Here is a 26,111-nt window from a genome sequence, read left to right as displayed (position 1 = left end):
AATTGATCTGCTGGCTATGTTAGCGACCCCCATCTACATCATCTGCTCACCTAGCCCGCAGGTCGGTAAAACCCTCATCGCTCGGGCCATGAGCGAGTTCTTGCTGCTGAAAGACGGTACAACGCTGTCGTTTGACGTCAACTTGAAAGAGCCATCATTGCTCGACTACCTGCCCAACATCACGGAGACCGCGGATGTGATCGACACATACGGCAAGATGCAGCTGATGGACCCTCTCATCGTTCACGATCGTGTACCCAAAGTAATCGATCTCGGCTTTCACGCCTTCGACGAATTCTTCAAGATGTGCGAGGAGATTGGCTTCGTCAAGGAGACGGCGCGGTGCTGTGTCACCCCTGTCGTACTCTTCGTCGCGGGCGCAGATCGCATCTCCTTTCGTGGTTACGAGATGCTGCGGCGGCGAATTCCCCCGGCCTCGCTGGTCATCATCCACAATGAATTCGCACTGCGCGGCGGATTACCTGAAGCGATGGACGGCGATCGGGTGATTCGAATTTCCGCACTACCGCTGTTCCTTAAGAGATATATAGATCGGCTTGGCTTTTCCTTCACTGGGTATCTGCGCAACGAGAAGGACTGGTCCACCGAGCTGCATCAATGGATCCGGCGGAATTACGGCATGTTTCGCGATCTGGATTCGAGTGTGACGCTGCGAAGGTGGGATCGGCCGCGGGGGACGGACATCGGTAGCCTACGTTGCACGAGGGCGACTTGAAGAGATCGGTCTGATCCCCCATCTATTTGTCTGGCCTATGAGAGGCCGTTGAGCGCTGAGTTCAACGGCGCTCGCAACGTGAACGCATTGCGTTTTGCTAATCTTCTCTTGGATGTCCATCCTATACCATGATCGTCCGCACGGACGCACGGGCGCAATTAACAGAGCTCATTCGGCAATGGCTCATGCAGACAGTCCGTCATGCAGGCAGTCCGTCCCGGAAGGCGTCGATTAAATTTTGACTTTTGTGACCGGCGAGGCGGATCGACGGACCCTCCTTCGGAGGTGCGCTCATAGCTGAAGGCCGAGCTTCCCGAGGACCTGATGCAGGAGCGCGCTTTTGATCGCGCGGGCAATCTCGTTTCGTATCTGGCGCCGAGGACCGGCTCGGCATCGGCATCGCCCGTCAGACCATGCTCAGCCAGTCGCTCATCCAAGCGGGTTTCAAATTGTACACCCATCACGCCGACGAGCCGCTCCTGCATTTCAGCATAATCTTGGGGTACCATACGCCTCACCACGCTTTCCATGGTTGCCATCGCGTCGCTAAATAGTCCCGAAATTCCGCCGCTTCCCGTCCCGCGCCGACGCCTCGGCCCTGGCCACATCGGCCTCGGTCACTTGAGACACATTCATGAAGCGCATGTCGGGAGCGTTGTGCCGCAGCTCCAGGGCGTCCCGCAGCTGGGCTTGGTAGGCAAGATAAACCTCGATCTCGTCGACATCCGCGTCGGGATCGGCACGGCGAAGTGAGTTGACCCTCTCGCGCGCGATCCCGTCAAGCGCTTCCAAGCGAAACAAGACGCGGTCGTTCTGGAGCAGTTCGCCGAGGCGCCCGTCATAGAGTCCGTCCTCGACATCAGCGTTCAGGCGTGCGGTCTGCATGCCGTTCCAGACCAAAGTAACGCGATCTTCGCAGCTCCCGTTCGCTCCCGAAGCCAACTCGAAATACTGCTCGCGTAAACGGGGCCTGACGGCTGCCTGCCGCAGATCTTCGGCGACCGCCAGGCGGAACGCCTAGTGATGGTAGTTCACGGTCTCTGCAGGCAGGCGCGTCAGCCCATTGCTGATGGCCTAGAGCCGCTGGAGGCCGGTCGAAAGTGTCTCGGGCAGGCTGTCGAGCTGATTGTGATCCACATTCAGGCGGCGCACCTCGGCCAAAATGGGCGCAGGCAAGGCGGTAAGGGACCGAGACGACAGATCTAGCGGCTGATTGAGATCACCCGTCCACCGCCAAGCCGACGTTCGGCTTACCGCTTGTTGCCGATCCCCATGTTGCCCCTGCCCGTCTTCGGCAGCCCAGTTGGCCAGCACCTCCTCCGGCGAGGCAACCGCTCCGGCAGCGGACGTGTGCACGCCGGCCAAGGTCTCTCCCCACAGCGGTGCGGCCGGAGAGCCTGGTTCGGAGCTTTCCAAATCGGAAGTTGCGGAAGGAATACGAGTGACGAGCTGTTCTGTGTTCATCGATATCGTTTCTTCGGTAGCAAAATGAAGCGAATGCGCCGGGGCGGCGCATCTTAGAACCGCCAATCCTCCACTATGGCTGACGCGCCACCGGCCCACAAGGAGTGAGGTGCGATCCCACAAGCGTGCCGACAGGCACGAATGGCCCGGATACGCTTCTGCAACTAGCACCCACTGCAGACAGTGTAGCGAATCCAGACGGCGTTTCGCTCGCGGATCAATTGATATTGCAGTCCACCGGTCTCGCCTGCGAGCTCTGCGCCCATTGAGCCAAGCCTGCAAGGGAGTAGCGGCGCTCATGATACGAGCGCCACCTGTCGATAACCTGACGCAGTCCGGAGCGACGAAATGACGGATGGCGTTTGTAATTCCGTAACCTTGGGCTCAGCTCTCCGCAGACGAATCACTTTGTGCTGGACCGGCTGGTGGCGGGTGCCGGTCCGCCGGCAGCAGCGCGTTTAGGCCGGCAACTTTGCTGTGACGTGAGGCGAGGCGGCCATACTTCTCCCCGGGGTCAAACGCTTGGGCGATAGCTGAGCTCAAAAGCTTGCAGCCTATCGCGCTAACGCGCTTGGCTACGAGACGCAGCGCGCCCCGATGTCAACACCGCGGGCTCGCTAATTCTCTTCGACGCGGAGTTCCCAGCCATTTTAACATTGGTCACGTGAACCGGCAAACGGCGATCGGGCGGCTCTTCACGATATCCTTCCGACTGGATAATCGGACAGGTGCATCTGTCACTGGTACGACAGATTTTCTGTGTCGAGCTCAGTGTAGCCTAGCTGCGCCGCGACCAAATAACTCGAGCAGCTAGTGCGCCTTGTTGATCTCGCGTTAAACACGCTTAACCCTATGAGCGCTGGAATTGTGCAGGACACACGTTCGCGGCGCATTGAAACCGCGAGGATCTGCCGCGATTTCTCGCCAAACGCGCGGCGTAGGATAATATTGACTTATAAGCGTCGCATACATCGGACTTCTCGCCTCCTCCGGACACGAGCGGGCGATACGCCGTTGTCGGCTCAACTATCCGGCAGGAATGCGGAGCCAGGGAACGACCGCTCGACGAGCATCGCCATGTTTTACACTTAAGGATCAACATCCGTGATGACTTCGATTGATGATACGCTAAGTGAGATCAGATGGCTGCGAAACGGAATCTGGCGCTGCCGCCGGCTACTTAACACCGACCTGCCTGGCACCGAACGCAAGGCCCTTGAGAAGCGTCTGCATGAACAGCTCTCTGCCTTTGAACGGCTCTCGTCGACGGCGTTTCCTTTCGCCTTGAGCTCTAAAGTGTATTCGGTCAGGAGCACCACAATCGGGCGAAGCGACTCCCCTGAAGCGCCCATAGAGAACGCCGCAATGGTATCAAGCGGTTGCATGGGGAAATCGATCAGCGGCTAACAAAAGAGGTTTCCTAGCCCAATCTGTTACAGCTCAGTCTAGCCGAAGGTAATCCTGAGAAATCTAAGGCAACCGCGATGAAACAAACGCGCTGATATTCCGGCAATCATTGGCTGTCGCAGCCGACTTAGCCACTTCCGCAAAAATACGTAGTCGCGGGCCACAATGCCATAAATTGATGACAGTACGGTCCACTGCCTCCACAGCTGACGCTGATTGCCCTTGGGACCAGCCACAGAGAGACGAAAGCAACTTCACAAAACCTCGAAGCCGCGAATGGCTACAGCGCTGAACAAAGCGCAACTGCTGCAGCACGAAACTCGAAATTCAAGGCCGCACCACGCCTGGGCAACTGTATCGCTAATCGAGCCAATCCAATCACGGATCGGTCCCACCCAGCCGACTGCGCCTCGGCAGGCTGATGCTCCAGCCCGGTCGACCTTCAGCCACCAAGCTGGCCAACCCCGCCGCCCGTCAGTCTGAATACTTCACTATCGTTCGAGTTCGCAACTGCCGCGTCTCTCGATGAGGGCCTACCGGGCGCTTGTTGAGCGATTGTCTCGGTGCATCGTTTTCGTTTGCCGCGGTTGGCATCATGCGCCGGCATTCGCGGTGCAAGTTTTTGAAATTGTCCCTAAGACAAAACATGGCCACGTCAACATCGCTACGGCCTGTAAAGCGGTCACAGAAGCGGATCACGTCTGATTTGCACGACGCCAAGACTTCCTCGGCTCGCCGATCTCGCGCGCGAGCGTGTCCTGTGCACCATGTCGCAGCGATCGCGATCGCAGCGAGGACGGCTGCAAAGCGATGCGCATTGCAAGTCCAGCCCATTCGTCGCTCTTGATTGACCAAACCCCTCATAAGACGCCTGTGCTTCTCTGTTTTTCTTTGCCCCGAGAGGTGATCTGTTTACCGGATTGGAATGCCTCGGCAGCCATGAGTCTCGCTTCTCGCGGGCCGGCTGCAATGATTGCCGCGCTCCGAATCATTATCCCGCCACTCGCAACACGCATTGCGAAGACCGCGACAAACAGAGATCGGCCGTTTAGCACTTATGTGCCCATGTTGGCTCCCAATATGGTTTTCTGCTTCGCCATGCCTACAACCTGACGTTACGGTCGATTCAAGCACTTTGAGCGCGCGGGCACCGCATATCATCTCGGTCAGCGCTTTCGCCAAGCGACCGTCTACAGGCCTTCTCCGCCGAGTAGATCGGATGGCGCGTCAGTCGGATGGCATGGAGTTGTGCATCATTGACGAGCTCTACGGCCGCATATTCGCCAAAGCACGATCTCGAACGCGAGAGGCTTGGCATGATCCTTGGGTGCCGCCTCACGGCCCTGCATGTGCGGTTGGAGACGCGAGCGTCAAAGTCCTACAATAGGATGCGGCGATTTAAGACGCGGAGTGGAGACAGATAAAACGCCTCCCTTGCCGCTAACCGCCCAGTTATCACTTCGAACGGCACGCGGATTGCTGGGTAAGTATCAGCCAGTTGCCGGGAAGGAAGCGGCTCAGGCGGAGCCGGAGTTCCAATGAGACTTATTCGATTCATGTTAATCGACCTGGCGCTGATGCTGGTCGCACCTGAGAGTGCAGAGGCTACGATCAGCTACTGGGCAGACTTCAAATCGGCTCGCGAAGCTGTGGGATCATTGATGCCGATTTCCGGCCGCGGGCCAGTATTCAGCTTTGGCGTGAGCCGGCATCTTTGCCCCCCAACCTCTCAAGCCGCGCCATTCAACATTCACCAGAAGGCCTCGGCCCGGCCAAGCAGACCAAAGACCTCGCGTTGCTGGAAAGGCGGCGCTTAACTCTTAAGGTAAGCGCGCCGGCCACCGTACCGATTGCCACGATCCACCGGCGTGGAGCTGCTCAACAAGGCTCCGGACTTGAAACCGCTCTGCACGCCTCCCTCCCACTTTATACCCTCTTGCGAGCAGCAGCGCCGTGCTGGAGCGGAATAGACTGGATGGCCAGCAGCATAACGATCACCTCCAGTGCAGCCGCTAGGCTCCTCACTTAGATGGAAGATACAGCACATGGGCGGGTTCACCAAAGAAGCCAAGAAGGGCTATATTGAGGTTGCCTTCAACGGCTCGCTCGCGAGCATTCTGCTTGATACGCAGTTCAGCGTACCGGCCAAAGGCGTCACAGCGATTTTTGGTCCGCCTGGGTGCGGCAAAACTACACTCGCGCGCTGCATCGCTGGCGTGCAGCGTCTGCCGAATGGCTTCTGTGCGATTGATGGGGAGATTTGGCAAGATGAGACGACGTTTCGACCGCCTCATCTGCGTCGCGTCGCATATGTATTTCAGCTACCGATCCTCTCTTCTCATTTGTCGGTACGACGCACCCTTTTATACAACGCGTCAAACTCGGAACCGACACTGATCGATTTTGATGGTGTGGTCGAATTGCTCGGCTTGGCGCCACTGCTCGAGCGTACGCCATCACATCTTTCCAAGACCGAGCGGCAGCGACTTGCCCTTGGCAGTGCGCTGCTAGGCCAGCCTCGGCTACTCCTGCTGGACGATCCACTCATTGTGCGCGACCGCTCCGCCAAATGCGAGATCCTGCCATTTCTCGAACGCATCCTGCAATCGCTTGCGTTGCCGATGATCTACATCAGCCATGACATCACCGATATCGAACGTCTCGCCGATCATCTCGTCATGATGAAAGATGGCACCGTGACTGCGGCCGGTCCGCTCAATGTCACCCAGAGCGACCCGGCGCTCGCCAGCCGCAGTGAAGCGGCAATCTGTCTGGATACTATGGTCGGCGGTTATGACGGGCGCTACGGGCTGGTCAAGCTCCGCCTCAAATCCGCGCGCTTTCTGATACCAGCAGTACCGCTAAGGCCGGGCGCAAGGCTGCGGCTGCGCATCGCTGCCGGCGACGTCAGCATTGCGTGCGAACCTCCGCGCGCAAGCTCTATCCTCAATGTATTTCGAGCACGCATAACGGCCTCTCTGCCGCACGGCGATGCTGAGGTCACCTTGGTTCTGACCCTTGAAACTGGCCACTCTGGCGTGCCGCTTTTGGCGCGCATCACGCGCCGCTCCTTTGATGCCCTACGGCTCAGTATTGGAGCGGAAGTATTCGCGGAAGAGCTATGCGGGAAACTGGGTGATGACGGAATGAGATAGGCGGCGTATCGAGGCGGGTGTCGAGCCTGCCAGAACCTCAAGGAGAGCGATACGCCATGAACGAGCATAGCAACATTGTCCCACTGCGTCAGCCCGATGAGATCGACGATCCACTGACGAATATTTTGCGATCTGGTGCTCGGCAGCTGCTTGCGCAGGCTGTCGAGATGGAAGCCGAGGCGTTTCTCGCCGCGATGAAGGGCTTGAAGCTTCCCGATGGCCGCGACCGCCTCGTGCGGCACGGCCATGGTCCAGTGCGGACGATCCAGACGGGGATCGGCGCCGTCGAAGTCGCCCGGGTAAAGATTCGCGATCGCGCGGTGACCAGCGATGGCGAGCGGATCCGCTTCACCTCGGCGATCCTGCCGTTGTGGGCACGGCGCACGAAGAGCTTGGATGCACTTTTGCCGGTTCTGTACCTGCGAGGCATCTCGACGGGCGACTTCCAGGAGGCGCTGGCGGCGCTCCTGGGCAAGGATGCGCCGAATCTTTCTCCGGGGGTGGTTTCCAGACTGACGACGGAGTGGCAGCTCGAGTACGAGCGTTGGCAGAAGCGCGATCTGTCGGCGCGCCGGTACGTATACGTGTGGGCGGACGGCGTCTTCCTGCAGGCTCGCATGGAAGACCACAGCGAATGCATGCTGGTGCTGATCGGCGCGACGCCGGAAGGCAAGAAGGAACTCATCGGCTTCCAGGTCGGCGTGCGCGAGAGCACGCAGAGCTGGCACGAACTGCTCGTCGAGGCGAAAACCCGTGGGCTGAAGATCGCCCCGGAAATCGCCGTCGGTGACGGCGCGCTCGGCTTCTGGAAGGCGCTCGACGAGGTCTTTCCCGCCACGCGACATCAGCGGTGCTGGGTGCACAAAACCGCGAATATCTTGAACAAAGTCGCAGTGTCGGTACAGGCCAGCATGAAGAAGGATCTGCGCGAGGTCTATTTGGCGTCCAACCGAGCTTCGGCCGAAGTGGCGATCGATGTCTTTGCCGAGAAATACGGAGCGAAGTACGACAAGGCGGTCGAGTGCCTGACGAAAGATCGCGACGCAATGCTTGCGTTCTACGAATTCCCCGCCGAGCATTGGGACCACTTGCGGACGGCGAATCCCATCGAAAGCGTGTTCGCGACGGTCCGGCACAGAACGGTGCGCACGAAAGGTTCGTTATCGTCAACGACTGCCAAGTTGATGGTGTTCAAGCTGCTCTGCGCCGCATCAAAGACCTGGCGGCGGCTGAAAGGCACAAATCAGTTGCCGAAGGTCATCGCAGGTGTCAGATTCGAAAACGGCATCGAGGTCATCCAAGTGCCGGAAAACCACGCCGCCTGATCGCCTCGTCACCCAAAATCCCGCATAGCTCTTCGCGGAAGTCGCGCGCGCCGTTCCGCTCGGGCTGCCGAGCGGTGGCTTGCAAGGCCTGCCACATCCCCATGAGCACCTTGGACGGCTATGTCTGGACGCGAGAAACACACCAGCAAGATCGCGGCCATCATCGATAGTCTAGATGAGATAGATTCGAATAGCGCTCCGGGCAGTTCTTTACCTGCCAAAGACGATCTTGAGGCTACCTGCCGATTCCGCTTTGGATGTCGCGCAGCGAGGAAGGCATCACCTTACAGGTGCAGCGGCACTCGAGGGGGGCACACACATTATGCTCGCAAGCGAACGTTGCGAGGGGAGAACAGATCTCGATTTCCCAACCGTTCGGCAGCAGAACAATCCGGTCTTGACAAAAACGGTTGCCGAGGCTGCGCCCGCCGTCTCCCGGGCGCTTCGCAGCAGGACCCCATCTCCTTGCGATCAGCAAATTCGCCAAACAACGGGAATGAGCTGACCGGACCTGCGCGCCGAATCGTTACGATAGCCAGGCGTACCGGACTTAACAGACGTTCCGAAAAACATGCCTTGCGGCCGGCGCCGTTCAACCCCAGCTGCGGCTATTGGTCGGAACGATACCGGGCGGCGCACGCCCATCGAAACCCTTCGCCATTTGCGGAAGCCGCCTTAGCTCCCGCGTCCGCTGCTGCGCCGCCTCGATGCCTTGCGAACGCGCCGATTGTGGACCTTGAACGGCACGACGTCGCAGTTACCAGCGGCGAGCGCCAAACTGCCATAGCCCGGCCAGGCCGGCTGTGCAGTGCCTACCGGTCGGGGACGAGATTGCTTCGGTTTAGGTCTGGCTGCCGTCTTCCCGCCAACCGCGTAGCCAGCGCCCGTGTACTTTCGTGCTCAAAGGCGCCTGTATCCAAGCCGCTGGGCTGGTCTTGTTGCGCCAATTCTAGGTCTAAGAATGCGTGGCATATGGTTTGCTCCACCAGTGAGGTCACGATCTACAAAAGCAAGTTTGTGAGGACACCATGCTCGGAATTGGAAGTCAGTTGCCGCCATTCGACATCACAGGCGTGAAGCCCGGTTTTCAAGCGCAGGAAGAGGAAGGGCAGAGTGCGTTTGAGACGCTGACCGAAATGAGCTTTCCGGAGAAATGGAAGATCATCTTCTTTTACCCAAAGGACTTTACCTTCGTCTGCCCGACAGAGATCGCAGAATTTGCTCGGCTTTCCAAGGAATTCGCTGACCGAGATGCGGTTGTACTGGGTGGCTCGACTGACAACGAGTTCTGCAAGCTTGCTTGGCGGCGCTCACATGTCGACCTGCACAATCTACCAATCTGGCAATTTGCCGACACAAAGGGAACGCTCGTCGATGGCCTCGGGGTGCGTTCACCCGAAGGGGTTGCCTATCGTTATACCTTCATTGTTGACCCCCAAAACACGATTCAGCACGTCTATGCGACCAATCTGAGTGTGGGCCGCAGTCCTAAGGACACACTCCGCGTTCTAGACGCGCTGCAAACCGACGAGCTCTGTCCCTGCAACCGCGAAATCGGCGGGGAAACACTGAAGGTTGCGTGACGCAGCATGTCGCCGATCGAACAAATCTACGACAAGATTCCCGATTTCGCGAAGGATGTCAGGATTAACTTGACCTCCTTGATGGCCGATGAGACGCTTTCGCCGCGGCGAAAATACGGGGTGCTGGTAGCGAGTGCAGTTGCCACCCGCAATTCAGCCCTGATTGCCGCGGTGGAATCGGCAGCCTCGGGCGTGATGACATCTGTGGCGATCGCCGCAGCGAAAGCTGCGGCCTCCGTAGTGGTAATGAACAATGTCTACTACCGCTTCGTTCACCTCGCTTCCAACCCAGAATACAAGACGATGCCGCCGCGGCTGCGCATGGACGTGATTGGCAATCCCGGCGTGGACAAGTCCGATTTCGAGCTGTGGTCGCTTGCTGTCTCCTCCATAAACGGCTGCGGTATCTGCATTGATGCCCATGAGAGGACATTGAGAGCCGCGGGCGTCAATTCGGAGACGATCCAGACCGCCGTGCGCTTTGCTGCGATCACACAGTCAGTGGCGATCGCACTCGAGGCCGCTGGGCCTGCCTCCCCTCAGGCAGGAGACTGATCTTTTCTCTGCCATCAGATCGACGGCATCGTGGCGCTACTCAGTGGCGCCACAACGAGCCTTTTGCTGCTTATCTGCATGTCACGTCTTGCGTCGCGTTGCGATGACGGGTGTCTTCTCAAACAACCCGGCGCTATGCAGGTGACAGTGAGCGCGCCACAGATACAGTGAGATTGCGTCGGCTAACGCCGCACCACCCTTCGCTCTGTCATCACCCAAACTTGAACAGAACACCATATCCGCCGCGCGGGTGGCTCCATTCGATGTCGCCGGTCGGCTCGGCGATCACGCGGCAGGTACCGCATTCAATGCAGCCATCAACTGTAACTTCGACCTGGCCGTTGTCGTTGAGCTCGTAGCATCGCGCCGGGCAGGCCTTCAAAAGTGTGAGGAGCTGCGGCGATGGCGTCTTGTGCGCACGTACCCTGACGTGAGGGTGCCCGGCGTCGACAAGATAACGGTTGTAGTACAGCTTGTCTTCGACGCGCACGGAGGGTTCGACATTCATGCTTTTGCCTTCCACTGTTGGACTTCACACTGTCGCGATCACCGCCAGGCCCTGGCAAAACGGTAAGCATCGCCGACCAGACCTGACCATGACCGCGTCTTGACAAAGGATTTGAGGCTCGCCTTCTCCTTCTCAACCTTGGGCGTACCATCGACGCGCACAAAGTTCTGCATCGCCTTGGAGATAAGCTGCGGATAAGTGAGAAAGAAATTTTCGGAGTGGGTATGCATGAGGGGTGGCAAATCCTTGTACTTCTTGAGATCTTTGATGACGAAAGAATCGTCCAACATCTTTTTGTAGATTGAGAGATTTGTTGCACTCATCGGTTCGCCGCGCGATTTGACCAGACCTATCGCTTCGGCCGCGATACGGCCCGATGTCATCGCGAGATTGGAGCCCTCACGATGAACGGCATTGTTGAGTTGGGCGGCATCGCCCACGACGACCCAGCCCTCCCCATAAAGCTGTGGGATCGATTTGTAACCGCCTTCGGGAATGAGATGCGCCGAATATTCCTTTACTTCGGACCCTGCTATCAGTGGCGCCACAGAGGGATGCCTTTTGAATTCATCGAGCAGGCCATACGGCGTTTGGCCCGTGCGTTGGAAGTCGGCGACGAGACAACCGATGCCAAGCGAAATGCACTCTTTGTTGGCGTAGATGAAACCCATCCCGGTCATGCCGCGGGAAATGGTACCGGCAGCCTCTATCACGACGCCTTCATCCCCCTTAAGATTGAAGCGTGCTTCGATGGTTTCACGGGGCAAGAAGTGCATTTCCTTCACCGCGAGCGCAACGTTATCGGGTGCCGGACGGGCGCGCAGGCCCGCACGCGTGCCGAGCAAGCCATTGACCCCTTCGGCCAGAACGACGACGTCAGCATGTATCTCGCCGTCACGGCGATCTGTACGAACACCGACGACCCTGTTACGATCGTCCTGCGCGAGCTCTGTGACGGTGGTCTCGCAAAGCACGATCGCGCCAGCTTCCCGCACCTTTGAAGAAAACCATTTGTCAAACTGGGCGCGTATAATCGTATAGCGGTTCGGCCTCTGCTCGTTGAAGTCCTCCGAACGGTAGTGCATGCCGACATGCGAGCGATCGTCCATCATCCAGAACCGCTGTTCGATCAGGTGGCGTTCGAGTGGCGCCTCCTCTCGAAACTCGGGGATCAGCTTTTCCATCATGTCGGCATAGAGGATGGCCCCCTGCACATTTTTCGATCCGGGATATTCGCCCCGCTCGAGCTGCAGCACCTTCATGCCCTGTTTGGCCATCGTCAATGCCGCCGCGTTGCCGGCCATACCGGCTCCGACCACGATCGCATCGAATCTCTCTTCAATCATCAATATCTCCTCTAGACCGCGATCCTGGCGCGCGAATCTGGCAGAAGCCGCGCGCGAAATGCAGCCGTCAGGGCTGGCAACAATTGCATAGCATCACTGACGATCGCGAGATGGGCGAAGTCGAAGATCGGAGCGTTTTTGTCCGTGTTAACGGCGACGATCAGATCCGCGCCCTCGACGCCGACCCGGTGCTGGATCGCACCGGAAATGCCCGCGGCAATATAGAGCTTCGGCCGGATGGTTTTGCCTGTCTGACCGATTTGCCGGTCAGACGTAACCCAGCCCTTTTGCACGAGAGGACGCGAGCAGCCATATTCAGCCCCAAGCAGAGCTGCGAGCTCGCGTACCAACCGGAAGTTCTCAGGCGATCCCAGTCCAAGGCCGCCCGCAACCACAACATCGGCATAGGCCAGAGTGGAAGTTTCTGCATCGCGGTCGGGTAGGAAGGACAATACTTTCGTGACTATATCGTCTTCTACAAGGCCGAGCGGATGAACGACGATACGAGCGGCATCGCGCATAACGCGTGCAGGCATCGGCATCACTCGCGGGCGGACCGTGGCCATCTGCGGGCGGTAATTCAAGGTATAGATTGTGCAGAGCAACGAGCCGCCAAAAGTTGGCCGCGTCGCCGCAAGTGAACCGTCGGCGTCCACGTCCAGCGTGGTGCAGTCGGCAGTAAGCCCCGTCGATAGATTCGTCGCCACGGAACCTGCGAGATCGCGACCAAGCGTCGTGGCACCCAACAGTAATATCTCGGGCTTGTAGGTGTTGACGAGTTCGGTGAGCGCTTTCGTATAAGATTCGTTGCGGTAATCCGACAACACATTGTCGCTCACGAGATAGGCCAGATCGGCGCCGTAGCAAAAGGCTTCAAGTGCGGCGTTGCGTGTGTGCTGCCCCTCCGGACCGACAACGACAGCGGCAAGATTCACCTTTAGCCTGTCGGCAAGACCACGCCCCGCACCCATGAGCTCCCAGGAAACGGGATGCACTTGGCCCCGCTCCAGCTCGACGAAGACCCAGACGTGCTTGTACGACTTGAAGTGCTCCGGCAGTTCTTTTTTGGCTGCTCCGCGGCCGGCCCCTGCTGGCATCGCCGTTTTGCTGACCTTGCTCATAGTCTAAATTCCTCTGGAGATAGGCGCGCCCGCGCCACGGGTTGCTTTTTCGCTTTCGTTAACCGAAGTTCACTTTTGGCCGGCAAGTGGCTGGCTGCTCTGCCCGCCTGCGCGCTCGGACCAGTCGCACCACAATACGCGTCGTCGCAATTGGCGCACCCATTCGGCCGGCTTTGGAGGGATCTTGCAAACTGAATCCTTGGGTGCCGGGCTCGACGAGCGCCACCGTGGCCGGCCAGGACGAGGTGATCCTGACCGGCCACTTCCATGCCTTAGTTGACTAGTCCGTTCGCGGCGCCTCGCCGGTACCATCGATGGAGGTCCTGGCAAGGCTTCTGTCACGCGACCGTGCCGAGCCTCCAGCGCTGGCACTCCGTGTGGGAGGAGGGCACCACTTTTCGTAGCGCAGTTTCTATCTGCGATGAGATGCAGACACATTTGAGCGGGATCGGGGGCCGATTTGATGCGGACGCTACTGTGCATAGCCGCCGCAAGAGCCGCGCGAAGGGGACACCTATTATTGACTACCATCTCACCGTCACTACGAAACTGCGACCGCGTCAAAGACCGTTGCGAACAGACCTGACGGCATCGTAGGCCTCGATATGATGCCGCAGGGGGGCTCGGCAGGCAATGTAAGCAGCATCATGGGTCCTCCTTCAAACTCACCGCGGGCGCCACCATCTGTCGGCATCGATGATCAGATCAGCAGGACAACAGCAAGTGTCGTACCAGTTGCAAAGACGATTGAAGTCAGTGGGACGTATTGGCTTGCGCCACACATCAAACAGCTGCTGATACCTGGTCACGAATAATCCGGACATGGGTCGGGAATACGACAGCCGTTGGCCGGGCCATGACTAAGAGACTTGCCGCGATAAATAGAAAGCCGCATTAACGGAGCGCCTCGGCGTCCGCCGGACAGACTTCGCTTACAGTGGAACGCTAGGTCACTTCAACTCGCTCAAAGGAACGAAGGCCGCAGCCTTCTTGGAGTCTGAGACGGCATCCTTCAAAACCTTGAACACTCGCTCGTCGATCGGTGACGATGCCACGAAATCTCCATATGCCCGTTCCAGCATCGCCTTGCATCGAGTTCTGATTTCCGGCTCTGCGGCACCAGCAAATTTCTCCTGTGCGAGGTATTGTCCCATGCGCTTCAAAATGTGAAGGCGCGCGACATTCACGATCTTAGGGTCGTACTCGACGCCAAGCAGCGAAAAAAACTCCTCTGCCGATGAGGCCTTGCCGAGTCGATCTAGAATACCGGTTGCTGGGGATGAGCTGATCATCGAATATTCTCCTTCGGTTTAGCTCTGGTGAGCGCCCACATTGAGCGGATCCGAAACAGTAACGACAACGCGCCCGCGGGTTTTGCGGTTGCGCTCAATCTGATGAGAACTCGGTGACGGCGCGGAAAGACTTCTCATGACTGACACCTGAAGTTCGCGGGCCCGGTATATCCTAACACTTGGTTGACCTTTTCCATCGTTAGCTCCTGATGACTACACAGCCCGAAGACGGCATGGATATTGTGGCAAGGGACCACATATTTCATCGACACCCTTGCGTCGACCCTGCGTCGGCGCCTCTTTCCCGGGTCCGTGCGGCACTCCATCATGGTAAGCGGAAGATCTGCTTCGATAATTGCGCGGACGCGATGTTTTTGTTGACCGCGCCCGCCGTTACCGCCGCAGTCTTTGTGATCCTAACGGCCGACCTAGTGCAAGAAGTCACGCTTCTCTTTATGACCTTGTTCAGCAAATGCATCGTGGCAAATGCGACAGCGCTATGAGGCCGAACGCGTTGCCCTTTGGTGCGACAGGTCCGTTGCGGCGCACCAACACGGGTGAACTGTAGCCTAGCACTCGATCTTGCCGCCTTAACCACACGGCCGTCCGCTCGCATCCAAGTTGGTGATCCGCGCCCTCCTCCGACCTGCGGCCTACAAATGCGCTGAAGCCTTTTCGGATAACGATGCGACTGCGGTCTCTCCTGGCGTTTCAGATGCCCGGCCGCTGGACACAGCCGGCCATGCTGCGGCCTGCAACAGCAAATCGCGCCGACGCTCGGCCATCCGGCTCTCACCGCTTTCTTCACCGAAACAGATGTTGAATTCGTTACATTGATTGCACACGGGTGTCGTGCACATCGCAAGGCCTTCGTCCTCGCAAAGCATGCGGTAGAAGAAGCGCTTCCAACGCATATTGTTGACATTGCTCGCGGCGAGCGGCGCGAAATGCCGGCTCATCACGAGCGAGAGTTCGCCACGATCACGCAAGCCGAGAGCTTCCCAAAGATGGTCCGGCTCCATGGCGCGGCGCGCGATCATCGCAGCCAGCCACCGGCCGATATCCCCTTCCGTCGAGCGATGCTTGAGCAACAGATCGCGAAGCATTGCGATCTCCTCATCCTCTTCCCGCTTGAAGGGCGCGGCCTGCTCCGGGGCCCTGATCCCGGTTGGGAGAAAGTGCTGCTCCAGTAAGACCGCCAATTCAACGCCGGACAGGCCAACTTTCTCAGACAGACAGCCACCATCCATCGTGGCAGCCGCCAGGATAGACGCCAGGGCATGGCGATCGAGATTGCTGTCGATGGCGATATCGGCATTTGCAGGATGTTCACCGGTGAGCAGCCGGTAGGTTGAAATTCCCTTGTGCAACTGGCTATTGGCGTCAGCAGCACAGGCAGTCGTGAACGGAAGGACGTGCGGCTCGGACATAACTCTGCGGTTTTTCACAATGCGTGGTTCGTCACGGCGCACTCTGGTTTTCGCGGCCGATCGTCAGTATGCCGGCCCCCCCGGGAAGGGGGTGAGGGAGACCGGCATCTGTCGCTCGCCTTCGCAAGGCGGCGACTCGCGGCCTTTACGAGGCTGCGAGTTCGGCGGCGGTTTTGCCGATGATTGATTCATCCACGGCCTTTATAATGCCATGCTCCATCAGCATGTCCTCGAGCTCATCCATTGAGATCGGGGTCGGGATGATGCCCTTGCCGCCATTATTGTGAACCTTGGCCGCTAGTTTCCGATAGTGATCAGCCTGCTTGGAATCGGGTGCATATTCAAGCACCGTCATGCGACGCAGCTCTGCATGCTGCACCACATTGTCACGCGGCACGAAGTAGATCAGTTGAGTGCCAAGCTTCTTGGCCAACGCTTCCGCCAGTTCCAATTCCTTGTCGGTCTGCCGCTCGTTGCAGATCAGGCCGCCCAACCGCACCCCACCTGAGTTCGCGTATTTCAGGATCCCCTTGGAAATATTGTTTGCGGCATACATTGCCATCATTTCACCAGACATCACGATGTAGATCTCCTGCGCCTTGTTTTCGCGGATTGGCATCGCAAAGCCACCGCAAACAACGTCGCCAAGCACATCGTAAGAAACATAGTCAATGTTCTCGTAGGCTCCGTTCTCTTCAAGAAAATTGATCGAGGTGATGACACCGCGGCCGGCGCAGCCGACACCTGGCTCAGGGCCACCGGACTCAACGCAGCGAATGTCCTGGTAGCCAACCTTCATTACGTCCTCGAGCTCTAGATCCTCCACGCTGCCGGCGCTCGCGGCAAGACTCAAAATCGTGTCTTGAGCCTTGGCGTGCAGAATAAGGCGAGTCGAGTCCGCTTTCGGATCGCACCCTACAATCAGGATCTTCTGACCCATCTCTGCCAGCGCCGCTAGCGTGTTCTGCGAAGTGGTGGACTTGCCGATTCCGCCCTTCCCGTAGAAGGCGATTTGTCTTAGTGAAGCCATGCTGCTCTCCATCAACCGATTTGCCAAACGTTGCGCGCTTCTTTTGCGAGCTTTGCTTCCCTCGCAGAAGCGGGGGCACACGGGTTCAAGGGAAGGAGCGCATCGCTCGCCTTACACGTCGGCGTGCACTCAGCCCTCACTCAGTGTTGCTGCCGCTTATCAGCAACAGCCGTGCCAAGGTCTAACCCGGCACCTTAAGCTTCTGATTACGTTTCCAAAAGCAACCAGCCGGCGCGCGATCGTAGGCTGTTTTGGATCTGACAAGATCTGCCCGGCTGTCAGACAACGAACAAACAATCGCAAACATGAACGCCAACAGCCAAATAGGCTGACTTAGCCGATGCCGCCATTGTGGAACAGAACTTGCTGCCGCTCGCGCAAGCTCAGCCATGTGAGGAGTAAAGATGCCGGACGGAGTCAAAATGAGACGGGCCAGCGGCTTTGCAAATTCGCTGAGGGCGCACCATGCGCTGATATTGACGTTGACTGTCAAGAACTTCGAATGGCTCCCGGGAAGCAGCAGCCCTGTGCTATTCGCCCAGCATAGCACGCCTACATAGGTACGCCGTGGCTACAATCATCTTTTATCAGAAGCCCGGCTGCGCCACGAACGCGCGTCAGATTCAAGCGCTAAAGTCCGCCGGTCATGACGTGGTCGTCCAGGACATCTTGAAGGAGCCATGGCATGCGGACGAATTGCGCAGCTTCTTTCGCAATATGCCCGTCGGCTCCTGGTTCAACCGAGCCGCGCCTCGTGTCAAGTCGGGCGAAGTCAATCTCGATTCTATCGACGCGGCGAGCGCACTCGCATTGATGGTGAGTGATCCACTCCTGATACGACGACCGTTGATCGACTTAGACGGAATACGATGTGCCGGGCTCGATCGCGAGCCCGCGCTGTCGCTGCTTGGCCACCAGACGCAGGAGCATCTCCAGGGATGCCTGCACCAAGCAACTCGCACGCGCTGCCCGAAGATGGGATCAAGCGAATGAGCCTGTTCCGGACGATCACACCAGAAGAATGACGTTCTCGACTTGCGGCTTGCTTGGCGCGAGTATTTCCTTTAGCAAAACGTGTTTCGCAGCTGTGATCCTGATGCAACTGAGCGGCACGATCGCTCCCATATTTGATTGGTATCAAATCTTTCGCCGTTCCTTATGTGTGACAGAGACCTTGCGCGGCTTCTCGCGCGACTTTTGGAATGGAGAATTCGATGAGAGCAAGAACAGTCCTGGCAACTGTATCGGTCTTCGCGCTAGCGACCTCGTTGGCCAGCAACTCGGTACGTGGTGCTGATCTGGGTCCGGCGCCGGTCTACTATAAAGCTCCCCCTATTGAACCCCGCAACCCGTGGATGATCCGCCTGCGCGTGCTTGGCGTTTTGCCGGATACCGCAGGCAGTTCCGTCAACGTTCCAGGGACGCCGTTGCTGTCATCACCCAACTCTGGGCTTTCGATCAGCGATCAAGCTATACCAGAGCTCGACATCACCTATTTCTTCACAGCTAACTTAGCCGCCGAACTCATTCTCGGCGTGACCAGCCATCACGTCAGCGGCAATGGCGCGCTCACAGGGCTCGATATCGGCAAAGCCTGGCTCTTGCCTCCTACACTGACCCTGCAATATCACTTCACCGATTTTGGGCCGCTTAAGCCCTATGTCGGCGCGGGCATCAACTACACTGTATTCTTCAACCAATCGGCAGCCAATACTTCGCTCGCCGGGCTTTCCGTCACGGATCTAAACATCAAAAACCAATTCGGCGCGGCAGTCCAATTCGGTTTCGATTACATGCTCGATCGCCACTGGGGCCTCAACTTTGACGTTAAAAAGCTGTGGCTGCGGCCGGAGTACTCGGCCACCTTAAACAATGCGATTGCCGTTACGGGCCGCGCCCATATTGATCCATGGCTCGTCAGCGGCGGCGTCGCTTACAAGTTCTGACGTTAGAGCAGAGCCAGAGTGGAGAGGCCGTTTGATAAACTCGGATCCCAGCAGGATCATCGAGCTCGTCTCCTACTCTCGCCGGACTGACACGGAAAGCCGGCTGACGCGCCATCGACGCGTCAGCTCGCAAGAGAGGGAACCGCTGGCGTTGCTCGCGCTGCAAGTTACGAATCGCGCAGCACGTGAGTAACATTACACAAACGTCGACTCAGAATATGATCATACGTCTGTTTCGCCACGCTTAAGACCGAAGCCATTTTCCCATTTGCCTGATAAGAAGGCGATACGCCGCTGACAGCCTAATCTTGGCCGCGAAGTGCCCGGTTAATCTCAGACGATCCGCCCCCCAACGTCGAGCCGACCATGCTAGCTAACCCGGCAAGCGGCCGCCAAGCGACGCCTCTAGCTTCGCTTGAGCACTATCACAAGCCGGTCGACACGTTGGCCGTGCTTGAGGTGGGATATGACGATCTCGTCGACATCCTCAGGCGTGGTCGCGCGATACCAGACTCCGTCGGGATAGACAACCAGCAAAGGACCAGAGTTACAAAAGCCAAGGCAGCCCGCAGTCGCGAAGCCAATATCGTCGAGGCCTTGCGCTTCGATCGCCTTGCCCATTCGATCCCACAGAGCTTGCGCGCCGGAGGCGCCACAACTGCCGTGGGGATGGTTTGGCGGACGCTGCGTGTTGCACGCAAAGACATGGTGCCTATAGAGTTGAGGGAGATGAAATTCTTTTTCTGAGTTCACGCGCCTATCCTCTGATAGTGAATTTCAGCTGTCGGGATGAGATGTGAGCGCATAGCCGCCCGCAATGTCCAACGATGACCGTCCATTGGCGCATGGACACCTGCTGACACCAACTCCCGCTTGCGAAGGCAGTCGGAATGGTCGGGCGCCTTACTCGCTGTCGTCGCTGAGATGAGCGATAGGCACCTTCACGTCCGAAGGTCGCCTGCTGATCAATGACAACCTCTTCTCCCGGCATCGAGACCTCTCATTCATGCAACAATCCCCCCGATCAACTTTCTCGAAGAGCAAGTTGCACACCAAATGCGTCATAGCGCGCCTCACAATTGAGGGAAGTTGCGGCAATGCCGACGTTCTCGCCGCTATCAGCGATTGAATGCCCATGGCCTCGCTCAGAACAATAATGTCGGCCGGAGAGACGGCGTCGCCCTCGATCTGTTCACTCATCAAATCGCGGTTACCGGTTCGCTCAACCCGGCCCCGCCGTTTCCTGCTTTAAGGTATCGACAGCAGTTCGGCTCAACCGGAATACCCCGCGGCCACGAGCGAGCGGCTGATAAGCCGAGCTGGCACGGGTGTTGAGGACATCGAACCACCCGTTCGGAGTGAGCTTCCCTGGACGCTGGCCGATTTGTATCACCCGCCCATTCGGGGCGAAGCGGACGTGGATGATGATTTGTTGCAAGCTCATACCGATTCCTTATTTTGGCCGCTTACGATCACGAGCTGACACCCGACAAGCTCGACTGTAATGTGGTCGATTTCGAATATCTTAGCGGGACTCCTTCACGTGATTGCAGATGCGCGTCGTAGCACTGCTCGACCATGCGACACCACTCCAAGACATCATCGGTAGGCTTGCACAGCACTGCGCCGTATTCGGCCGGCTCATTGCTCACGGCCCAACATTCCTTTGGCCAATGCGATCCCGGTCGCCCGCGTTGAGTGTCGAACTCACGCATCACGCCCCGCCCGCGGCGCAGCTGGACAAAGGGACCCATGCCGTCGCTATCGGCAGCAAGCAGCCGTTCGATCTCGATCAATTCCTCGGTCGTGATCGCCATCGTCGTTCTTCTATCCTCGGGGACGGTGGTCCTTCATTGCCAGAACAGGCGCTCAGGATCCGCATTCAATTCGTCGATTGCAGGGATCAAGCGATGATAGAGGCTGTAAAATTCCCAGACTCCCCCCGCATGATTTTTGCGAAACAGCTTCCAGATCCCGGTCACGCCATCATAAAGGATCAGCGCGACATCGACGAGCGCGCCATCCTTGTCGATATTGCGCGAGCAGCAGGGACTCTCGATGCAGTAGCCGCCCCACACGGGCGTCACGTTTGGCGAGACGTAGAGATAGCGCTTCCGCGCGCTCAAGCCGCGTTCGATCCGTTTGCGATCAAGCTCGTTGGGATGACGCGCCAACCCCGGTTTTACTTTCCTCATCAGTGCGGAATTCATGATGAAAGCCTCCCTTCAATGCCTTTTGATGTTCTCTTGAACTCCAGCAGATGAGCAGCTCCTCACCAAAATCAACGATAAAGATAGGCTCATGCGCTTTGTTGTTGAGAGTATCGATGACGGTCTGGCGGCTCGGCCTGGCGGCGAGCGAAGCTCCGTCCGTCTCCGTATCGACCGATGAGCGGTGCTTGATCAGGTCGGCTGTCGGTTTACCCCGCTGGCCCCACCAATATTTTGGAAAACCTCGCTGAGTCATGACTCCTCCGGTAGTGGCAAATCATCGACCTCCTCGCCTGCATCCACTGGCTCAAGTTCCTTGCGTTTCATGCCAACGCGGTGGCCGCTTTCCAAAAACTCCACGCCGTAGATGTAGAATTGCTGCAAGAACGTGCCGATCGAGACGACGTAGCCCACCTCCCCCTTCTTGACCAAGACGTCTCCGATCTCCTTGCCGGGATAGGTGCCATCATTCCGGATGACGCGATTGGCGCGAAGCTTTTGGCCAAAGCTGAAGGCGGGTGGGTCGCTTAGCTCGACGGCGTCGCTATCCCGGAGAATTCTGTTCATATTTCGCTCCTCATGCACCGACGGCGCGGGGGCACGCCGAGGGGACACTCTGCTCCGCATCACGAGGCGCCCTCGAGCGCCGAAATGTCGCCAGGCTGTGCTGCCCGCCAGCAACAGCCCCATCGCAGGAATCCAGAGCGGCCACCGTCCGTAAGAGCAGACGCCGGCGCCTGCGGAGCCGCCAGTTCGCAGCGCGACGTTTGGGACGTGTTCAGCACCAGCGATTGCATTGCCGGTCAGGCTCCACACTTCAGACGGGCGCCTGGTAGCGAGGCAAGGCCCTGTCAACCACGCAGGTGTTGTCGACCGGACAGGCAGCGGCACATTGCGGTTCGTCAAAATGCCCCACGCATTCGCTGCATTTCGCCGCTTCAATGACAAAGTTTCCCCCCTTCTCCGAAATAGCAACGTTCGGGCATAAAGGCTCGCAAGCTGAGCAGCTCGTGCACTGCGAGGCGATGATTTTGAATGGCACATATTCCTCCTTACGCCGCAGAGATCCGATCTCCAGGCCAACGCGGGGGCACGCCGCGCTGCACATGCTGGATCTCCCCGCGCTTTACTTTGCCGACATAGGCCCTGAACCAAGCGATCGTCGACTTCTCAATGTACTCATAGGCGAATTGATCGACCGGCTCGATCCCAGCCTTGATCAGGCCGCTCTTGGGGCAGCCGCCGATCTTAGCCACGAAGACCGCGTGGCAGTCACGGATGTCGCGCATGATCACGGATAGCCTATCTTCCTCGCCATAGCCGGCCTGGCAGTAACCCTCCACACGACGTAGCCCGACGAACTTGGCGCCGGATGTGGAGAGCTCGTACAGTTGGAATTCCTTTGCATGTCCAAAGTGCTCGTTGATCAATCCCGAGCCCTTAGTTGCGACGGCTACTAGAACAGTGATCGCGCTCATCTCTCCGGAGACTCCCGCCAACTCCTTTTGACCGGCCGCGACTTTGGAGACGCGCTCATTCTCTACCCTTTTTTGATAAGCCTTGCGCATCTCTAGGTCATAATGGACGTCCATTTTCATCACCTGATCATTGGTGAACTCCGCGCTGCGATCCTCGCCGAGTAGACCGACCGCATCAGCGCGGCACTGCCGGCAATGCCGCATCATGTTTATCTTCCCTTCGCAAGCATCTTGCAGCGTCTTCAATTCTTGAGCCGTCGGACCGCGCTGACCGTTGAGGCCAAATGCTGTTCCGTGCTCGGGTACGGAGATCAGCGGCATGATATTGTGAAGGAAGGCACCGCGCGACGTGACCGCCTTGTTGACCTCGACCAGGTGGTCATCATTGATATTGGGGATCATCACCGAGTTGATCTTGCACAAAATGCCCCGTTCGCTAAGCATCTCGAGCCCTTGAAGCTGGCGATTGGTGAGTATCCTTGCCGCCTCGATGCCGGTGTATCGCTTGTGGTTGAAGAAGATCCATGGATAAATCTTGGCTCCGATTTCAGGATCGACCATGTTGATGGTGATGGTGACGTGGTCAACTTTGGCCCTCACGATGGTATCGACATAGTCTGGCAGCGCTAGTCCGTTGGTTGACAGACACAGCTTGATGTCAGGAGCAGCCTCGGTGACCAACGCGAGCGTTTTGAACGTCTTTGCTGGATTGGCCAGGGCATCGCCGGGACCAGCGATGCCAAGTACCGTCATCTGCGGAATGGTCGTCGCGACCGCGATCACTTTTCTCACTGCCTGCTCAGGGGTGAGCTTCTCGCTCACCACACCCGGACGCGATTCATTGGCGCAGTCGTATTTTCGGTTGCAGTAGTTGCACTGGATATTGCAGGCAGGTGCGACCGCGACATGCATGCGAGCGTAATGATGGTGCGCATCCTCGCTGTAACAGGGATGGTTTTTCACCCTTTCCCAGATTTCGACCGGCAGATCGCCTCGGCCGGCCTGCGAGCCGCAGCTCGCCCGCCCGGTCTTCGCCGAAGCGCGGCAGCCCTTATGCTCGGTTATGGACTGCATGATCTTCCCGCTATTGACCGCTGCTTTGATATATTTTCCGCGCTCCACGACCGAGATCACTCCCCTGCAAGCATCGACGCCCACAGATCATCCTAGAGCGCGCTTCAGGAAGATTAGCAACTTGCATGCCGTGGCGAGGATGATGCGAATGCAACCACAGTACACCGAGTAGGCGCAGCGATAGCGTTGGCACTTGCAAGACAGCAATGATGAGCTTGTTGGCAAAGCGACAGATGCGTCGCCATTCTCACTCGGGGCTCCATCTCGTGTGCTTTTCACTCTCGCGGGGCTCGCCCCGATCCAGCTCATCTGAACGGGCTTTCGCGCGCTGCCGCTCTCAATTGGCCCGATCCGAACTGGGGAAGCCGGACATCATAAGGCCAATACTAGGGCAACACGCGTCCGAATATGACAGGCAGCAATGAGGGCCAAAGATGATGGTGCAATCGCCTTGTCCCGACTGGCTGAGTAAACCCCGCCTCATCAATGCCGTCGCGGCGGGCCGACGTTTGCTGATCTTGATATGCTGCGCCGCAGCCAGTCGACCCCCAAAGCCCCGAGACAGCGCCGACTTACCGGCGAATAAGCCGACCGATGCATCTGGTGTGCTCAGCACATCGCATTTTCAATTCCCTGATGCCAGGACGAGAGAGACGACAATGATCTCGGTCCCCAGGGCGGGCGCCAAGGTCCGCGAGAGTAACCTTTGCATCCGCCGCATCGACAGCGCTCATCTCCGTGAGCGCTTCATGGATCGTCGCCGCTCTCATCCCGCTTCTTCGCGTCGATTGTGATCGGTAACCGTGTGTCGCTCGCCATCTCGGGCAAATCGAGCACCCAACCGTTAGCGACTTTGATCCAGCCGCCCCATAGGGTCTCGTACTCGGAGGCCACGATTGACTCTTCGATATCCTTTTTTGGCACGTAGATTGACAAGCCCGTGTCCGGAGAGCGGCGGATCATGATTTTCACGAGGTCTGCTCCCTGACCGTGGCGCGGGAGCTGGCGCGCATGCGAGTCACGATATCTGACACAGCGCACACGGCCTCATCGACTTCGGCGAGGGAGGTTTCGCGCGAAAGAGAAAAGCGCACGGCGCCGTGCATCCGCCACGCAGGCACCTGCATGGCACGCAGAACATGCGATGGCTGCATTGAGCCCGACCTGCAGGCTGACCCGAGCGATACGGCGATGCCCGCCCGGTTAAGACGGTGGGCAATCGCTTCACCTTCGAGATGGTCGAAGGCAATATTAGTCGTATTCGCCAAACGATTGCGAATGTCGCCAAGCACAACGCACTCGCCATTGCGCAAAATTCCCTGCTCAAGGCGGTCACGTAACGCGCCAATGCGGATGCGCTCGGGTTCAAGCCGCTCCGCCGCAAGTTCGGCAGCTTTTCCTAGTCCGACGATTCCGGGAATATTCTCGGTCCCAGCGCGCCGCCCTCGTTCCTGTGATCCGCCGCAGATCAGCGGCTGGAATTTTGTCCCTTTACGCAAATATAACGCACCTACCCCCTTCGGGCCGTGCAGTTTGTGCGCGGATAGTGAAAGCATGTCGATCGTGCTGTCCTTTAGGTTTAAGCGTACTTTACCAATGGCCTGCACCGCATCTGTGTGAAATAGCGCTCCCGCCTCACGGGTCCACCCGGCCAGACACTTCACGGGAAATATCGTTCCGGTCTCGTTATTGGCCCACATAACCGAGGCAATCGCTGTGCGTGGCCCAAGCGCGCAGCGAAACGCCTCGATGTCGAGCCGGCCGCAAGCATCTACGGCAATAATGCGCGTCTTGACTCCCCTTGCCGCCAATTGCTCCGTTAGCGCAAGTACGGCGGAGTGCTCAACCGAAGTGGTGACAACCTCGTCTCGACCTTCCTGGGTTGCAAGTGCCGAGAGGATTGCGGCATTATTGGCTTCGGTCCCTCCCGAGGTGAAGACGATTTCGTGATCGTATGCACTACCTAGCAGGCCGCTCAAGCTTCTCCGTGCCTGCCTCACCGCAATTGCGGCCTCGTTGCCAAAGGCATGCGCGGACGAGGCATTGCCGAATTGCTCAGTGAAGAAAGGCAACATGGTTTGCACGACGGATGGATCAGTTCGCGTCGTTGCATTGTTATCGAGGTAAATCGGCGCTCGATTCTCGCTCACTGCACCACCCCGCCTGCAGCAACAACGAGGACCAGGCGATCCAAACCTCCGATCTTACCTACCAGGTGCCCCTGAATCCCTTCTAGACTCACGCTCGGAAGCTTGTACGGCTTGCCAGCATTGTCGAGCCGCGCCAAGAGCATGCTGCTATCGTGCCGATCAGCTAACAGGCGCCAGCTTCGGCTTGGCGATTGGGTCCGATCTCTTCGTTCGCGCAGCGAACGGGACCCTCTCGCATCGTGGGGATCGACGAGTTCTTCAGTCGGTCTGGTTCGGCCGGTGTGGTTCATTGCCCTTTCCT

Annotated in this window: 25 protein-coding genes and 1 pseudogene; 7 read left to right on the top strand and 19 right to left on the bottom strand. The window is 58.1% G+C overall.

What is annotated here, in order from left to right:
* Positions 1-16: 16 nt before the first annotated feature.
* Complete coding sequence (locus ACE10W_RS05755) at positions 17-736, top strand: hypothetical protein (RefSeq protein WP_011084599.1); 720 nt, start codon at positions 17-19, stop codon at positions 734-736.
* A 546-nt stretch (positions 737-1,282) separates the two neighbouring features.
* On the opposite strand, the gene ACE10W_RS05750 is transcribed toward ACE10W_RS05755, so the two are convergent.
* The 3 genes from ACE10W_RS05750 to ACE10W_RS05740 all read right to left on the bottom strand — a co-directional run bounded on the left by ACE10W_RS05750 (position 1,283) and on the right by ACE10W_RS05740 (position 3,585).
* On the bottom strand, positions 1,283-1,726 hold the full coding sequence (locus tag ACE10W_RS05750) for an NEL domain-containing protein (RefSeq protein ID WP_231088699.1): 444 nt from the start codon (positions 1,724-1,726) through the stop codon (positions 1,283-1,285).
* 84 nt (positions 1,727-1,810) lie between these two features.
* Positions 1,811-2,200: a hypothetical protein gene (locus ACE10W_RS05745; protein ID WP_038960313.1), complete on the bottom strand. Its 390-nt coding sequence runs from the start codon at positions 2,198-2,200 to the stop codon at positions 1,811-1,813.
* Positions 2,201-3,288: 1,088 nt separating this feature from the next.
* Positions 3,289-3,585 carry a hypothetical protein gene (locus ACE10W_RS05740; RefSeq protein WP_161170740.1) on the bottom strand — a complete coding sequence of 99 codons (297 nt, stop codon included), beginning with the start codon at positions 3,583-3,585 and terminating at the stop codon, positions 3,289-3,291.
* Positions 3,586-5,652: 2,067 nt separating this feature from the next.
* Between ACE10W_RS05740 and modC the strand changes: the two genes are divergently transcribed.
* The 4 genes and pseudogenes from modC to ACE10W_RS05720 all read left to right on the top strand — a co-directional run bounded on the left by modC (position 5,653) and on the right by ACE10W_RS05720 (position 10,225).
* Complete coding sequence (gene modC / locus ACE10W_RS05735; protein ID WP_014497956.1) at positions 5,653-6,762, top strand: molybdenum ABC transporter ATP-binding protein; 1,110 nt, start codon at positions 5,653-5,655, stop codon at positions 6,760-6,762.
* Between the two features lie 7 nt (positions 6,763-6,769).
* Positions 6,770-8,087: pseudogene (locus tag ACE10W_RS05730) on the top strand (IS256 family transposase).
* A 1,028-nt stretch (positions 8,088-9,115) separates the two neighbouring features.
* Positions 9,116-9,670: a peroxiredoxin gene (locus tag ACE10W_RS05725; RefSeq protein WP_011084586.1), complete on the top strand. Its 555-nt coding sequence runs from the start codon at positions 9,116-9,118 to the stop codon at positions 9,668-9,670.
* 6 nt (positions 9,671-9,676) lie between these two features.
* Positions 9,677-10,225 (top strand): carboxymuconolactone decarboxylase family protein, encoded by a 549-nt coding sequence (locus ACE10W_RS05720; RefSeq protein ID WP_011084585.1) that lies wholly within the window; start codon positions 9,677-9,679, stop codon positions 10,223-10,225.
* 211 nt (positions 10,226-10,436) lie between these two features.
* Here ACE10W_RS05720 and ACE10W_RS05715 read toward each other — a convergent pair whose 3' ends face one another.
* From ACE10W_RS05715 to nifH, 6 genes are all read right to left on the bottom strand, one after another.
* Entirely contained in the window at positions 10,437-10,733 is a 297-nt protein-coding gene (locus tag ACE10W_RS05715) for a ferredoxin family protein (RefSeq protein WP_011084584.1), read from the bottom strand.
* 38 nt (positions 10,734-10,771) lie between these two features.
* Positions 10,772-12,079, bottom strand: a complete 1,308-nt coding sequence (locus ACE10W_RS05710; protein WP_011084583.1) for an FAD-dependent monooxygenase — start codon at positions 12,077-12,079, stop codon at positions 10,772-10,774.
* Positions 12,080-12,090: 11 nt separating this feature from the next.
* Positions 12,091-13,200: an electron transfer flavoprotein subunit alpha/FixB family protein gene (locus ACE10W_RS05705; protein WP_014497958.1), complete on the bottom strand. Its 1,110-nt coding sequence runs from the start codon at positions 13,198-13,200 to the stop codon at positions 12,091-12,093.
* 950 nt (positions 13,201-14,150) lie between these two features.
* Positions 14,151-14,492 (bottom strand): nitrogenase stabilizing/protective protein NifW, encoded by a 342-nt coding sequence (gene nifW, locus ACE10W_RS05700; RefSeq protein ID WP_011084580.1) that lies wholly within the window; start codon positions 14,490-14,492, stop codon positions 14,151-14,153.
* Between the two features lie 653 nt (positions 14,493-15,145).
* A complete protein-coding gene (locus ACE10W_RS05695; RefSeq protein ID WP_018647473.1) occupies positions 15,146-15,964 on the bottom strand; it encodes a nitrogen fixation protein NifQ in 819 nt (272 codons plus the stop codon).
* A 103-nt stretch (positions 15,965-16,067) separates the two neighbouring features.
* A complete protein-coding gene (gene nifH / locus ACE10W_RS05690; RefSeq protein WP_011084578.1) occupies positions 16,068-16,952 on the bottom strand; it encodes a nitrogenase iron protein in 885 nt (294 codons plus the stop codon).
* A gap of 567 nt (positions 16,953-17,519) precedes the next feature.
* Here nifH and ACE10W_RS05685 point away from each other — a divergent pair.
* Positions 17,520-17,945, top strand: a complete 426-nt coding sequence (locus ACE10W_RS05685; RefSeq protein WP_011084576.1) for an ArsC/Spx/MgsR family protein — start codon at positions 17,520-17,522, stop codon at positions 17,943-17,945.
* Between the two features lie 209 nt (positions 17,946-18,154).
* Positions 18,155-18,898, top strand: coding sequence for an OmpW family protein (locus ACE10W_RS05680; RefSeq protein WP_018647470.1), 744 nt, complete (start codon positions 18,155-18,157; stop codon positions 18,896-18,898).
* Positions 18,899-19,303: 405 nt separating this feature from the next.
* On the opposite strand, the gene ACE10W_RS05675 is transcribed toward ACE10W_RS05680, so the two are convergent.
* The 10 genes from ACE10W_RS05675 to ACE10W_RS05630 all read right to left on the bottom strand — a co-directional run bounded on the left by ACE10W_RS05675 (position 19,304) and on the right by ACE10W_RS05630 (position 26,100).
* Positions 19,304-19,651 (bottom strand): ferredoxin, encoded by a 348-nt coding sequence (locus ACE10W_RS05675; protein ID WP_011084574.1) that lies wholly within the window; start codon positions 19,649-19,651, stop codon positions 19,304-19,306.
* 719 nt (positions 19,652-20,370) lie between these two features.
* Complete coding sequence (locus ACE10W_RS05670; RefSeq protein WP_011084572.1) at positions 20,371-20,715, bottom strand: hypothetical protein; 345 nt, start codon at positions 20,713-20,715, stop codon at positions 20,371-20,373.
* Between the two features lie 33 nt (positions 20,716-20,748).
* Positions 20,749-21,108, bottom strand: coding sequence for a DUF3024 domain-containing protein (locus tag ACE10W_RS05665; RefSeq protein ID WP_018647468.1), 360 nt, complete (start codon positions 21,106-21,108; stop codon positions 20,749-20,751).
* Positions 21,047-21,364 (bottom strand): hypothetical protein, encoded by a 318-nt coding sequence (locus tag ACE10W_RS05660; protein WP_014497965.1) that lies wholly within the window; start codon positions 21,362-21,364, stop codon positions 21,047-21,049. The genes ACE10W_RS05665 and ACE10W_RS05660 overlap by 62 nt, the downstream gene beginning before the upstream one ends.
* Positions 21,361-21,675 (bottom strand): nitrogen fixation protein NifZ, encoded by a 315-nt coding sequence (locus tag ACE10W_RS05655; protein WP_026312710.1) that lies wholly within the window; start codon positions 21,673-21,675, stop codon positions 21,361-21,363. Before ACE10W_RS05655 ends, ACE10W_RS05660 begins: the two co-directional genes overlap by 4 nt.
* Positions 21,676-21,925: 250 nt before the next feature.
* On the bottom strand, positions 21,926-22,150 hold the full coding sequence (locus ACE10W_RS05650; protein ID WP_011084569.1) for a 4Fe-4S binding protein: 225 nt from the start codon (positions 22,148-22,150) through the stop codon (positions 21,926-21,928).
* A gap of 10 nt (positions 22,151-22,160) precedes the next feature.
* Positions 22,161-23,660, bottom strand: a complete 1,500-nt coding sequence (gene nifB / locus ACE10W_RS05645) for a nitrogenase cofactor biosynthesis protein NifB (protein ID WP_011084568.1) — start codon at positions 23,658-23,660, stop codon at positions 22,161-22,163.
* Positions 23,661-24,407: 747 nt separating this feature from the next.
* Positions 24,408-24,632: a putative nitrogen fixation protein NifT gene (gene nifT / locus ACE10W_RS05640; RefSeq protein ID WP_011084566.1), complete on the bottom strand. Its 225-nt coding sequence runs from the start codon at positions 24,630-24,632 to the stop codon at positions 24,408-24,410.
* On the bottom strand, positions 24,629-25,810 hold the full coding sequence (nifS, locus tag ACE10W_RS05635) for a cysteine desulfurase NifS (protein ID WP_011084565.1): 1,182 nt from the start codon (positions 25,808-25,810) through the stop codon (positions 24,629-24,631). Before nifS ends, nifT begins: the two co-directional genes overlap by 4 nt.
* Positions 25,807-26,100, bottom strand: coding sequence for a hypothetical protein (locus ACE10W_RS05630; RefSeq protein ID WP_131234256.1), 294 nt, complete (start codon positions 26,098-26,100; stop codon positions 25,807-25,809). Before ACE10W_RS05630 ends, nifS begins: the two co-directional genes overlap by 4 nt.
* Between the last annotated feature and the right edge of the window lie 11 nt (positions 26,101-26,111).

The sequence above is a fragment of the Bradyrhizobium sp. B025 genome, from assembly GCF_042257955.1.
Lineage (GTDB): Bacteria > Pseudomonadota > Alphaproteobacteria > Rhizobiales > Xanthobacteraceae > Bradyrhizobium > Bradyrhizobium diazoefficiens.
Note: the sequence above shows the minus strand (reverse complement) of the source record. Positions and strands in the feature narration are given on the sequence as shown.

Bases quoted from the DNA above. Each gene is read 5' to 3' on its own strand.
- ACE10W_RS05670 (WP_011084572.1), bottom strand. From the start codon at position 20,715: ATGGCGATCACGACCGAGGAATTGATCGAGATCGAACGGCTGCTTGCT.
- nifW (WP_011084580.1), bottom strand. From the start codon at position 14,492: ATGATCAGCTCATCCCCAGCAACCGGTATTCTAGATCGACTCGGCAAG.
- ACE10W_RS05745 (WP_038960313.1), bottom strand. From the start codon at position 2,200: ATGAACACAGAACAGCTCGTCACTCGTATTCCTTCCGCAACTTCCGAT.
- ACE10W_RS05665 (WP_018647468.1), bottom strand. From the start codon at position 21,108: ATGAATTCCGCACTGATGAGGAAAGTAAAACCGGGGTTGGCGCGTCAT.
- ACE10W_RS05705 (WP_014497958.1), bottom strand. From the start codon at position 13,200: ATGAGCAAGGTCAGCAAAACGGCGATGCCAGCAGGGGCCGGCCGCGGA.
- ACE10W_RS05660 (WP_014497965.1), bottom strand. From the start codon at position 21,364: ATGACTCAGCGAGGTTTTCCAAAATATTGGTGGGGCCAGCGGGGTAAA.
- nifB (WP_011084568.1), bottom strand. From the start codon at position 23,660: ATGCAGTCCATAACCGAGCATAAGGGCTGCCGCGCTTCGGCGAAGACC.
- ACE10W_RS05740 (WP_161170740.1), bottom strand. From the start codon at position 3,585: ATGCAACCGCTTGATACCATTGCGGCGTTCTCTATGGGCGCTTCAGGG.
- ACE10W_RS05755 (WP_011084599.1), top strand. From the start codon at position 17: ATGTTAGCGACCCCCATCTACATCATCTGCTCACCTAGCCCGCAGGTC.
- ACE10W_RS05655 (WP_026312710.1), bottom strand. From the start codon at position 21,675: ATGAACAGAATTCTCCGGGATAGCGACGCCGTCGAGCTAAGCGACCCA.
- ACE10W_RS05725 (WP_011084586.1), top strand. From the start codon at position 9,116: ATGCTCGGAATTGGAAGTCAGTTGCCGCCATTCGACATCACAGGCGTG.
- ACE10W_RS05680 (WP_018647470.1), top strand. From the start codon at position 18,155: ATGGAGAATTCGATGAGAGCAAGAACAGTCCTGGCAACTGTATCGGTC.
- ACE10W_RS05720 (WP_011084585.1), top strand. From the start codon at position 9,677: ATGTCGCCGATCGAACAAATCTACGACAAGATTCCCGATTTCGCGAAG.
- ACE10W_RS05710 (WP_011084583.1), bottom strand. From the start codon at position 12,079: ATGATTGAAGAGAGATTCGATGCGATCGTGGTCGGAGCCGGTATGGCC.
- nifH (WP_011084578.1), bottom strand. From the start codon at position 16,952: ATGGCTTCACTAAGACAAATCGCCTTCTACGGGAAGGGCGGAATCGGC.
- ACE10W_RS05715 (WP_011084584.1), bottom strand. From the start codon at position 10,733: ATGAATGTCGAACCCTCCGTGCGCGTCGAAGACAAGCTGTACTACAAC.
- modC (WP_014497956.1), top strand. From the start codon at position 5,653: ATGGGCGGGTTCACCAAAGAAGCCAAGAAGGGCTATATTGAGGTTGCC.
- ACE10W_RS05630 (WP_131234256.1), bottom strand. From the start codon at position 26,100: ATGAACCACACCGGCCGAACCAGACCGACTGAAGAACTCGTCGATCCC.